Annotated in this window: 9 protein-coding genes; 5 read left to right on the forward strand and 4 right to left on the reverse strand. The window is 70.9% G+C overall.

The window, feature by feature from the left end:
- Together U9977_RS03485 and U9977_RS03490 are read right to left on the reverse strand one after the other, a co-directional pair.
- Nucleotides 1–231: ArsA-related P-loop ATPase (locus tag U9977_RS03485; protein WP_322747693.1), on the reverse strand; the 231-nt coding region annotated here is incomplete at its 3' end.
- 14 nt (nt 232–245) lie between these two features.
- Nucleotides 246–1,265: an ArsA-related P-loop ATPase gene (locus U9977_RS03490; RefSeq protein WP_322747710.1), complete on the reverse strand. Its 1,020-nt coding sequence runs from the start codon at nt 1,263–1,265 to the stop codon at nt 246–248.
- Between the two features lie 182 nt (nt 1,266–1,447).
- Here U9977_RS03490 and U9977_RS03495 point away from each other — a divergent pair, with 182 nt between their 5' ends.
- The 5 genes from U9977_RS03495 to U9977_RS03515 all read left to right on the forward strand — a co-directional run bounded on the left by U9977_RS03495 (nt 1,448) and on the right by U9977_RS03515 (nt 8,098).
- On the forward strand, nt 1,448–1,615 hold the full coding sequence (locus U9977_RS03495; RefSeq protein ID WP_322747694.1) for a DUF4177 domain-containing protein: 168 nt from the start codon (nt 1,448–1,450) through the stop codon (nt 1,613–1,615).
- A complete protein-coding gene (locus U9977_RS03500; protein ID WP_322747695.1) occupies nt 1,612–2,118 on the forward strand; it encodes a RidA family protein in 507 nt (168 codons plus the stop codon). The genes U9977_RS03495 and U9977_RS03500 overlap by 4 nt, the downstream gene beginning before the upstream one ends.
- A gap of 3 nt (nt 2,119–2,121) precedes the next feature.
- Nucleotides 2,122–3,033, forward strand: a complete 912-nt coding sequence (locus U9977_RS03505; RefSeq protein WP_322747696.1) for an NUDIX hydrolase — start codon at nt 2,122–2,124, stop codon at nt 3,031–3,033.
- A gap of 88 nt (nt 3,034–3,121) precedes the next feature.
- A complete protein-coding gene (locus tag U9977_RS03510; protein WP_322747711.1) occupies nt 3,122–3,991 on the forward strand; it encodes an MBL fold metallo-hydrolase in 870 nt (289 codons plus the stop codon).
- Nucleotides 3,992–4,243: 252 nt separating this feature from the next.
- Entirely contained in the window at nt 4,244–8,098 is a 3,855-nt protein-coding gene (locus U9977_RS03515; RefSeq protein WP_416210462.1) for a tetratricopeptide repeat protein, read from the forward strand.
- A gap of 238 nt (nt 8,099–8,336) precedes the next feature.
- On the opposite strand, the gene U9977_RS03520 is transcribed toward U9977_RS03515, so the two are convergent.
- Together U9977_RS03520 and U9977_RS03525 are read right to left on the reverse strand one after the other, a co-directional pair.
- On the reverse strand, nt 8,337–9,026 hold the full coding sequence (locus tag U9977_RS03520) for a Crp/Fnr family transcriptional regulator (protein ID WP_322747713.1): 690 nt from the start codon (nt 9,024–9,026) through the stop codon (nt 8,337–8,339).
- Nucleotides 9,027–9,247: 221 nt separating this feature from the next.
- Entirely contained in the window at nt 9,248–9,484 is a 237-nt protein-coding gene (locus U9977_RS03525; protein WP_322747697.1) for a hypothetical protein, read from the reverse strand.
- Nucleotides 9,485–9,615: the final 131 nt, after the last annotated feature.

The following is a 9,615-nucleotide window of genomic DNA, read 5'->3' on the forward strand; positions in this document are numbered from 1 at the left end:
GGACTGTGCCAGTCGACGCGCCGGGTCGATCGTCAGGACGACCACCTGGCGGCCCTGTTCCGCCGCGCGCAGGGCCAGCGCCGCGGCGATGGTGGTCTTCCCGACGCCACCCGATCCGCAGCAAACAATGATCTTCTCACTGTCAAGCATCGCATCGACATCCAACGGCGGTACCGGCAACGGCGGCGCGGGCAACGGCCGCTGTGAGGGCTGCCTGTGCGTCCCGCTCATCCCATCCATCCGCGTTATCCGACCATCCGCTGTGTGCGCAGCAGCTCGGCAAACTGGTAGATCACACCGACATCCACTCCATCGGCAACCAGGGGCAGCTCGTAGACGGGACGGCCCAGCGCCTCGACTTCAGCCCGTTCGGCCGTCTCCAGCCGCACCCGGCGCGCGTGCTGGGCCGCCTCGGTCGCGAGAGCGCCGATCAGCTCGGCGCTCGGCAGAATGCCAGCCTCCTTCACGCCCGCCGCCAGTTCCTCAAGATCCAATTTATCGGTGCCGGCCCGCTCGATGTCCTCGGCCGCCAGTAACGGCTTCCGGATCATGTTCACGATGACGCCACCGACCGCGAGGCCCGCGGTTTTCAACTCGGCGACCCCGTCCACCGTCTCCTGGATCGGCATCTCCTCGAGCAGGGTGACGAAGTGCACGGCTGTGGTAGCGGATCGCATCACCGCCATCACGCTGTCGGCCTGGGTACGGATCGGACCCACCTTTGCCAGTCCGGCGACCTCTGCGCTCACGTTGAGAAACCGGGCGATCCGACCGGTCGGCGGCGCGTCAAGAACGACGGCGTCATAGGCCTTGCCGCCGGAACGGGTCGCGTCCGGACGGTTCACCGCTTCCTTCACCTTGCCGGTGAGCAGCACATCGCGGACCCCGGGCGCGATCGTGGTGGCGAAGTCGATGGCGCCGATCTTGCCAAGCGCCTTGCCTGCGCGGCGCAGGTTGTAGAACATCTCCAGGTATTCCAGCAGGGCCTCTTCCGCGTCGATGGCGAGCGCGAACACCTCACCGCCACCGGGAGCGCTTGCCACCTTACGCTCGGCGTAGGGCAGCGGCGGGGTGTCGAACAGCTGCGCGATCTGCTGACGCCCCTCGACCTCGGTGAGCAGCACCCGCCGACCGCCGGTGGCGAGGGCAACCGCGAGCGCGCCGGCGGCGGTCGTCTTGCCGGTACCGCCCTTGCCGGTGACCACATGCAGGCGGCACGACCACGGCCCTCGGGCGACCTCCGGCGGCACGGCATCCGGCGGCACGGCATCCGGCGGCACGGTGTCCTGCGGCGTCACACCGACGACCGTACCCGGCCTGGCCGGCCCCTTCCCGGCGGATGCAGGCGGATGCACGACGGATGCACGACGGATGCGTGGCGCTCGGACCTCATGTCCGCCGCTACGTTCCGCCATGTCCCGGCGATAGACCATTAAGGTCTCGTGTCATGACGACCTGGGAGTACGCGACAGCCCCGCTACTGATCCACATGACCAAGCAGATCCTCGACAGCTGGGGGACGGACGGTTGGGAGCTCGTCCAGGTCGTGCCCGGCCCCAATCCGGAGAGCCTGGTCGCCTACTTCAAGCGCCCCACGAACGCCTCGGCGAGATGACGCCCGCGGACGCCGCAGCGGCCACCCCGTCGCAGCGTCTGGCCGCGCTCGGCCTGGCGCTGCCAGCGGTACCCGTGCCGGCGGGCGCGTACGTGCCGGCCCGTCGCCACGGCGATCTGGTGTGGACGGCCGGGCAACTGCCGCTGGTGGACGGCACGCTCACCGACCACGGCCCGGTCGGCGCAGTGGTCGACGGCGGCCTGATCACCCCCGAGCGCGCCGCCGAACTGGCCCGCGTCTGCGCGCTGAACGCGCTTGCGGCCGCGGCCGCGGTGGCCGGCGGTCTCGACGCCATCAGCGGAATCGTCAAGGTCGTCGGCTTCGTCTCCAGCGTGCGCGCCTTCACCGGCCAACCGGCGGTGGTCAACGGCGCGAGCGAGCTGCTCGCGGCACTGTTCGGCGACGCCGGACGCCATGCTCGCTCCGCCGTGGGCGTGGCCGTCCTGCCGCTGGGCGCCCCGGTCGAGATCGAGCTGGTCGCCACCATCTGTTCTAACATCTGACGAATGGCGGATCCGACGAACGGAGTGACCGAGGACGAGCTCCGGCGCCTGCCCCAGCGGCTGCCGGCCAGCCTCGTCGAAACGGCGCGGTCCTACCGCCCCGGTCTCGACACACCGGCACCTGCCCGCGCCGCCGCCACGGTGGTACTCCTGCGTCCCGCCCGCGGCGGGCCGGGCGCCTCCGGGGTCGAGATCTGCCTGCTGCGCAGGGTGTCCACGATGGCCTTTGCCGCCGGCATGTACGTCTTTCCGGGCGGGACGGTCGACCAGGCGGACGGCGACGCCGAGCTGGACCGATTCGGCGCTGCGGAGGCGACATTGCCGCCCGGGGCCGAACCTGCGCTGGCCCGGGCACTGGTCTGCGCGGCGGTACGCGAGACGTTCGAGGAGAGCGGTGTCCTGCTCGCGGGACCGGACGGGGGCACATCCGCCGACGTCAGCGACCCGAGCTGGGAGGCTGACCGCGTCGCTCTGGAGAGCAGGACTACCAACCTCGCCGCCGTGCTGGCCCGCCGCGGTCTCGGCGTGCGAGTCGATCTGATCCGTCCGTGGGCACGCTGGATCACGCCCGAGGTCGAACCCCGCCGGTACGACACCTGGTTCTTCGTCGCGGCGATGCCGGCCACACAGCGGACCCGCCAGATCCCCGGCGAGTCCGACCGGTTGCTGTGGACGTCGCCGGCGGCGGCGCTCGAGGAATTCATCGCGGACCGGCTGAACCTCATGCCACCAACTGCGTACACCCTCGGCGAGCTGGTCGGTTACGACAGCGTCGAGGCGGTCCTGACGGCTGCCGGGACCCGGGCCATCCAACCGATCATGCCGAAGATCTCACTTGACGATGGCGGGGCCCACCTCGTCTTCCAGCACGACGCCGACCATGACTCGATCGCCGACCATGACTCGATCGGCTGACGATCGCGGACGGGTGGTGGCTGCGGTGCCGTCCGGACCGGCGATGCCTCCGCAGGTCATGCCTCCGCAGGTCATGCCCCCGCAGGTCATGCCCCGGCAAGGCCTGCCCCGGCAGGTGACGGCGCTCGCGGCCGTGCTGCTCGCACCCAACCCGGGCCCGATGACGCTGGACGGCACGAACACCTGGATCCTGCGTGCCCCCGGGGCCACCGGCGCTGTGGTCGTCGACCCCGGCCCATCCGACCCGCGGCATCTCGACGCGATCGTCGCGGCGGGACCCGTTGACATGATCCTGCTGACCCATGGCCATCGTGACCACAGTGAGGGCGCGGCACCGCTGCACGACCTGACAAATGCTCCGGTGCGCGCCCTGGACGTCACGCACCGACTCGGCGACGAAGGGCTGGCCGCAGGTGACGTGATCGTGGCTGCCGGCGTGGAGATCCGCGTGCTGGGGACGCCGGGGCACACCAGCGATTCGCTGTCGTTCGTCCTCACTGGCGACCGCCGCGCCGCCCCAGCCGGCCCCGCCCCAGCCGGCCCCGCCCCAGCCGGCCCCGGCCCGACCGGCCCGACCGGCCCGACCGACGACGGAGTCTCGGTTCTCACCGGCGATACGATCCTCGGGCGGGGCACCACCGTGGTGGCACATCCCGACGGCCGACTGGGCGACTACCTGGCGAGCCTCCGGCGCCTGCGCGAACTGGGCGACGCCATGGTCCTTCCTGGTCACGGGCCCGAACTGGCATCGGCTGGGCGAGTGGCCGAGGCCTACCTCACGCACCGGGAGGCCCGCCTGCAGGCGGTCCGCGCGGCGCTCGAGGCAGGCGACGCAACGGCCCCGGAGATCGTCCGTCGGGTCTACGCCGACGTGGACCCCGCGCTGTGGCCGGCGGCTGAGCTCTCGGTCCGCGCCCAGGTCGAGTATCTGCGCCCGCCGTCCCGACCGTCCTGTTGAGGTAGCCGAATTATCACTGTACGAAGCAGAACACGACTTCTTCCGGACATCCCAGGTAGCTCCCCGGCCATCCGAAAGCAGTTAAGATCAGCAAGAACAGAGGATCTCGTCCGGTTGGCTTATGCTCGCGGCCGGGAGGCGACTACCCGTGCGTAACGCTCCGCATTTGTCCGACCGCGCCAGAATGTCTCGACTCTGGACGCGATACCGGCAACACCCGCATACCGGGCGAGCCGGCTCGATGCTGTTGCCATGCCCCGGCCGCAGGGCGCGCCGATGATCACATCGCCCATCGCCGGAACCTTGCGCTGCCCGCGCTGCGGCACACCCACCGTCCCCGGCGGGCGCTTCTGCTTCCACTGCGGGTTGCCCCTCCAGACCGAAAACGGCCTGGGTGCGGACGAGGGCGCCGAGCGCCGGGTGGTCACCGTCCTATTCGGTGACCTCTCGGACTTCACCGCGTGGGCCGAGGATCTCGACCCCGAGCGGGTCGGCGAGGTCACCGACCGGGTGCTCGCCGCGCTCGCCCGCGATGTCGCCGAGGTCGGCGGACGGGTCGACAATCTCACCGGCGACGGCATCATGGCCGTGTTCGGCGCGCCGACCGCGCACGAGGACGATCCGGAGCGGGCCGTCCGCGCAGCCGCCGCCATGCAGGAGACCGTCCGCCGGCTGGTCACCGACGAAGCCGGGGGCGGGCGCCATCTCGGCCTACGGGTCGGGATCAACACCGGCGAGGTGCTGGCCGGCATCCAGGCGTCCCTGAGCTACACGGTGATCGGCGACACCGTCAACACCGCCGCCCGGCTGTCCGACGCGGCAGCGGTCGGCGCCGTGTACGCCGGGCACCACACCGTGGTCGCCACCACCTCGGTGGCAACCTGGCGGGGGCTGCCGGCGCTGAAGCTCAAGGGCAAGCGCGAACCCGTCCCGGCCTACGAGCTGGTCAGCCTGCGGCCGTCGAACGTCGCCCGGCCCGGTCACGGTGACGATGCCCCGTTCACCGGCCGCGACCAGGAACTCACGGTGCTCGTGTCCGCCTTCCGGGACGTCGTCACCCACGGCCAGCCGCGGACGGTGATCGTCACCGGTGAGGCCGGGATCGGCAAGACCCGCATCGCGGCGGAGGTCGCCCGCCGGGTGGGCGCACAGCCCGACGCAAGGGTGCTGTGGGGGCGCACCGTCCGGCACGGCGACGGGCGTGATCTCGCGCCGTTGATGGACATCGTGCGGACGGCATCCGGGGTCGGCGAGGGCGACAGCCCGGACCGGGTCGCCGAACGGGTCCGGCGTACCGTCAGCCGCCTGGAGCACCCGGCCGCGCGCACCCGCATCCCCAGCGGTATCGCGGACAAGCTGCTCGCTCTGCTGGGCGTCCCGCCCGAGGGCCGCTCAACGGTCACGCCGGACACCCCGCCGGGTGATCCGGCGGGCCGCGACGGTCGTCCTGACAATCCCGCCGTCCGGGCTGTCGACGCGATCGTCGACGACGTCGCCGTGCTGCTCGGGGGATTGTCCGACGACGGCCCACTGATGATCATCCTGGATGATCTGGAGTGGGCGACAACCGCGCTGTGGCAGGGATTACGGCGTTTCGCCAGCCGGTTGCGCGGACCGATCCTGCTCGTCCTGCTCGACCGTGAGGCCCCGCCCCTGACCGGGCTGCCCAACCCGGAGCTGCTCGCCCTGGCGCCGCTGCCGGAGGCCGCCGCGGCGAGACTGCTGCGCGACTACCTCGGCGGCGCCGAACTGAGCAAGGACGCCCGCGCCGCACTGCTCGGGCGGGTGCACGGCAACCCGTTCTTCCTCACCGAGCTGCTGAACCTGCTGGTGGACCGCGGTGTGCTGCACCGGGGTCCGCAGGGCGCGGACCCGGTGTCGGTCCGCCCCACGGAACTCGACGCATCGGGATCCACCGTGCAACGGACGCGCCGGCGCCAGGCGGCGGGCATCGAGCCGTCCGCCTGGGTCCTTGAGGGATCCCTGCCGGAGACCACCTTGCCGGCCGGGGTGCAGTCGGTTCTGGCCGCCCGCATCGACGACCTGGACCCGATCGCGAAGGCCGTCCTACGGTCCGCGTCGGTGCTCGGCAGCCGGTTCCCGGCGGACGCGCTGCCCGCGCTGGAGGACCGCCGCAGCGACCAGGTCCACCGTGCCCTGGCAACCCTCGCCGAACGCCAGCTCCTGCGGCCCGCGCATCCCGCGGAGCCGTTGTGGACGTTCGTCCATCCGATGGCCCGCGACGTGGCCTACGCCGGCCTACCCAAGGTCGAACGGGCCCGCCGGCACGCAGCGGCCGCACAATGGGGGGTGGAGTTCCTCAACGGTTCCGAGGCCGAAGTCGCGGCCTTTGTCGGACACCACGCCGAACGCGCGCACGACCTGGCCGCATCGATGGCGCTTGCCCCGACGGACCCCGCGTGGTCGGCTCGCGAACCCGGGTTCCACGCCCTGGTGCGGGTCGCCCGCTCGGCGTTGGCCCGCGACGACCATCGCGGCGCCAGCGATCTGATCACGAGCGCCCGCCGGCTCGGCCGTGGTGTCATCAGCGAGCTCGACGATCTCGGGGCAGTCGTGCTGCACGCCGAGGCGCTGGCATCGCTGCGCCGGCTGGACGAGGCTGAACGCACCCTTCGGCCCGCGCTCCGGGTCACCACACCGGAGCTTCGGGCGGCCGCGTACCGCGTCCTGGGCGATCTCCGACACAAACAGGGTCGGGACGAGCAGGCCGCGACCGCGCTGGTCACCGCATTGGAACAGGCCCAGCTCGCCGGCAGCGACCGGCTGGTGGCGGCGACCCTGCGCCAGCTCGGCCTGGTGGAGTACGCCGCCGGCCGGGTGCGCCACGCCGAAAAGCGGTTCACCGATGCGCTGACCCTGGCCCGCCGGGTCGGCGACCCACGCGGGGTCGGCTGGGCCCTCCAGCACCTCGCCTGGAGCGCGACCACCCGCGGGGACTACCCGAATGCCGAGCAATACCTGCGGGACGCCACCGAGGTCTTCAGGCGGCTGGACGACACCGGCGGCCTGGGTTGGTGCGCCGGTACCGAAGCGCTGGTCTGGCTGTTGTCAGGTCAACTCAGCCGGGCCCGCCAGATCTCGCGTGAGCTGATCGAGATGGCCGAGGCGCTGGGCGAACGATGGGGCCTGGCCGTATGTCTGACCATCGACGCTGTCGCCGCCGCCGAACTCGGGGACGTCGCCGAGGCCGAAGCTGGGGCCGAGCGCGCGGCGGAGTTGTTCCACGCCACCGGCGACACCTGGGGAGCCGCACTCACCCTTGTGGCCAAGGGGCTCGCCGCCCGCGGCGCGGGCGACCCGGAACGCGGCGCGGCCCACCTGGAAGACGCTCATGCCGCCGCGAACATGGGCCGCCACGCGGTCGTGGGTGCGCTGGCTCTGGTCCTGCTGGGGCTGACCCGGCTCGACGCCGGGCTCATCGACTCGGCCGAGCAGGCCGCGTCCCTCGCCCAGGAAACCCTCGACGGTCTTGAGCTGCAACCCCACGCGCAGCTGGGGGCGAAGGTACTGATCGCCCAGGTCGCCCGGGCCCGCGGGCGACTACAGGAGTCGATCAGCCTGCTGGAGGAGGCACTGGCCGCCGGGGAACCGGCGACCCTGCTGTTCCCACGCCGGCAGGCCTACGCTCACCTCGCCGGCACCCTCCTCGACGCCGGCAGGCCGGCCGAGGCGCTGGCCATTGCCCGGCGAGCGGTCGAGGTGGATGCGGAGGACGTCCGCGCCCAGGTGCTGGCCTGGCGGGCGCTGGGCACCGCGCTGGTCGCCAGCGGGAAACCCGCTGAGGCCCGGGCCGCCTACGAGAAGGCGCTGGACGCGGCGACCGCGACAGGCGCGGTGAGTGAGGTCCCGCAGACCCGCCGCCTGCTCGCCGCGGTTTCAACCGTTGCGCCCGTTGCGCCCGTTGCGCCTGGCCCCGACGTGCCGGTGAACAGCTGCGCCACGGGCCTGACGATGGTGCCGGCCGGGCAGGCAGCAGGGCAGGCAGCCGGGCAACCGACCGGGCCGCCGACGGCGCCGCTGGCCATACCCCCGACGTCCCCACCGATCATCCCCAGACTGGCCGCGGAGCCGAGCGGACAAGCATAGCGCTACCGGCAACAGAGGCGCTCAAAGCAGCAGCTCGGGCACACAGTGGTGGATCAAGCGCAAAGTGTCGGATCGGACCGATCTCGAAGCGGTGCGGTCACCCGACAGCTCGGGTCTCACGACGACTCAGGTGTAAAAACAGCTCAGGTGTCAAGGCGGGTCCAGACAGCGCACAGGTGCGCTGTCTGGACCCGCTGGTGTGGGATGCGGGCCGGCCTGTGCCCCCTTCAGGCCGGATCTAGCGAGCGCGCCGGGCGAGCCGTTCCCGGTCAAGCAGAACGACCGCACGGGAGTCCAGCCGCAGCCAACCGCGGGTGGCGAAATCCGCCAGCGCCTTGTTGACCGTTTCGCGGGACGCCCCGACCAGTTGGGCGAGCTCCTCCTGGGTGAGGCCGTGCTCGACGCGGACCCCGGCCGCCTCGTTGCCTGGCTGAGCCGGTTCGCCGAACCGTTCAGCCAGATCAAGAAGGGCCTTGGCCACTCGTCCAGGCACGTCGGTGAACACCATGTCGGCCATGGAGTCGTTGGTTCGCCGCAGGCGTTGTGCCAGTACCCGAAGCAGCAGCGACGCCGCCTCGGGGCGGGTGGCCAGCCACGGCCGCAGCGCGGTGTGCTCCAGGGAGACCAACGATGCGTCGGTCACCGCGGTCGCGCTGGCCGTGCGAGGGCCCGGATCGAACAACGACAGTTCACCGAAGAGGTCCCCGGGACCCATCACCATCAGGAGGTTCTCACGGCCGTCGGGTGCAGCGCGTCCGATCTTGACCTTTCCTGCGAGGATGACGAAAACGCGATCTCCGGTTTCACCTTCGCGAAACAGAACGTCGCCTCGGGTAACATTCTGGCGTTCGAGATGATCATTAAGGGCCTGCCGATCCTGTTCGGATAGGCCGGCAAACATGGGAACACGGGCAAGCAGATCGTCCACGGCGTCCGAGCATGCCAGGAGTGGAGCCAAAGGGCACGACCTGAAAGCCGTGACAGGCTGTCGGGTCTTGAACAGGTCCGCCCAATCGGGGTATTTCAGGCTCGACCAGCCCGCCCGCAGCCAGGATCATGCGCCGATACAGGCACACACCGAGATGATGCATAACGCTCTGTAGCCAGAAAAACGAGAAAAATCAACGGAAGTCCAAATGTGGGCCACCTTCACACCGCTCGATGTTTACCCGGCGGCGATCGCCGCAAACGTCGGCGGTAGCGCTCCAGCGCCACCGGAAGACCCTGGGAGACGAAGGTGTTCACCTCGTCCGGCCGGGCGTTGTCAAGGAAGCCCTCCAAGCCCTGCCCCGTATCGGCGGCACGCAGGGGGCGCTCGACCCGCTCCATGGCCAGCAGCAGGGCGAGCAGCACGAGGGGGAAGGAGATCGCGGCAATCAGAAACATGGCGGGCACTATGGTGACGGACGACTGTGCGTAACCAACACGTGGGGTCTGGATGTGTCCTGCGACATTGGACACATCCGCCACGCCGACCGACGGCTGGCGTGATCGGCTCGCCCGCTACCCTGGGAACG

It is taken from the genome of Protofrankia sp. Cas8, from assembly GCF_963555845.1.
GTDB lineage: Bacteria > Actinomycetota > Actinomycetes > Frankiales > Frankiaceae > Protofrankia.